1 protein-coding gene is annotated in these 1315 nt (G+C 61.3%); it reads left to right on the forward strand.

The window, feature by feature from the left end; genetic code table 11:
- A partial coding sequence (locus B3C64_RS01160) for a S1C family serine protease (protein WP_291533143.1) occupies window positions 1-945 on the forward strand: 945 nt, incomplete at its 5' end.
- Between the last annotated feature and the right edge of the window lie 370 nt (window positions 946-1315).

Raw genomic sequence — 1315 nt, forward strand, 5'->3', positions numbered from 1 at the left:
CAGGTGACGCTCGCCAACGGCACGATCTATTCCGCGAAGCTCGTCGGCACCGACACCACCACCGACCTCGCGGTCATCAAGCTAGAGAATCCGCCGAGTGATCTGACGGCGGTGAAGTTCGCCGATTCCGACAACCTCGCGGTCGGCGAGGGCGTCATGGCCATCGGCAACCCGCTCGGCTACGACGACACCGCCACCACGGGCATCGTCTCCGCGCTCAACCGCCCGGTGACCGTGACCGATGACGACAACAACGCCATCGTCACCAACGCCGTGCAGATCGACGCGGCCATCAACCCCGGCAACTCCGGCGGTCCGACGTTCAACGCGGCCGGCCAGGTGATCGGCATCAACTCGTCGATTGCATCCACCGCGTCGTCATCCAGCTCCGCGGGCTCCATCGGCATCGGATTCGCCATCCCGTCGAACCTCGTCAAGCGCGTGGCCAACGAGATCATCGACAATGGCTCCGTGAAGCACGTGGCGCTCGGCATCACCATCAAGAGCTCCTCGGTCGAAGCCGACGGCGTGACCCGCGGCTGCGCCCAAGTGCAGTCCGTGGTGGACGGCGGCCCGGCCTCCAAGGCGGGCGTGAAGGCCGGCGATTCCATCGTGGCCTTCAACGGCAAGGCGGTGAACAACAACTACTCGCTGCTTGGCTATGTGCGCGCCTCCGCATTGAACGACAAGGTGAAGCTGACCGTCGTGCGTGACGGCCACACCGTTGACCTCGACGTGACGCTGGATCAGGAAGAATCCAAGAGCACTTCCTCGTCGAACAGCCAGAACGACGGCAACAGCCAGAACGACCAGAACGGCCAGGGCGATAGCGGTAACGGCAGCGACGGTAGCAATGGCTACGACAACAGCGGCAACGGCGATGGCAGTGGAAGCGGCAGCGACGGAGACAATGGTGGTCTCTTCGACCCGTTCGGCATGTGGTAAACCGCTGCGGGCTGGTCGCGGGAATCTGCAGAATCGCCAATGACGTGAAACCGCGGCAAGTCTGCGCGAAGCCGTGAAACCCACGCAACAACAGTGGAAGGGGCTATGCGAGCAATCGCACGGCCCCTTCCTGTTTTTCCTATATTCGCATCCGCCAAATTTCATGCCAATCGATTCACTCGTGTCGGCCCATAGCGATTCCACGCGTTGCACGACACGGGCATCACGCATATCTGTTACGCTGGAAATATCTTTTTACGCCGTGTATCGACGATCCGCGCAGCGGGACGCCGATGGGTTAACAAGGCGTCCGATACCAGCGTAAGGAGATTCTCATGCGTAGAATCATTGCTTTATGTAAGGAAGTGCC

It is taken from the genome of Bifidobacterium sp. UBA6881 (assembly GCA_002451435.1).
Lineage (GTDB): Bacteria > Actinomycetota > Actinomycetes > Actinomycetales > Bifidobacteriaceae > Bifidobacterium.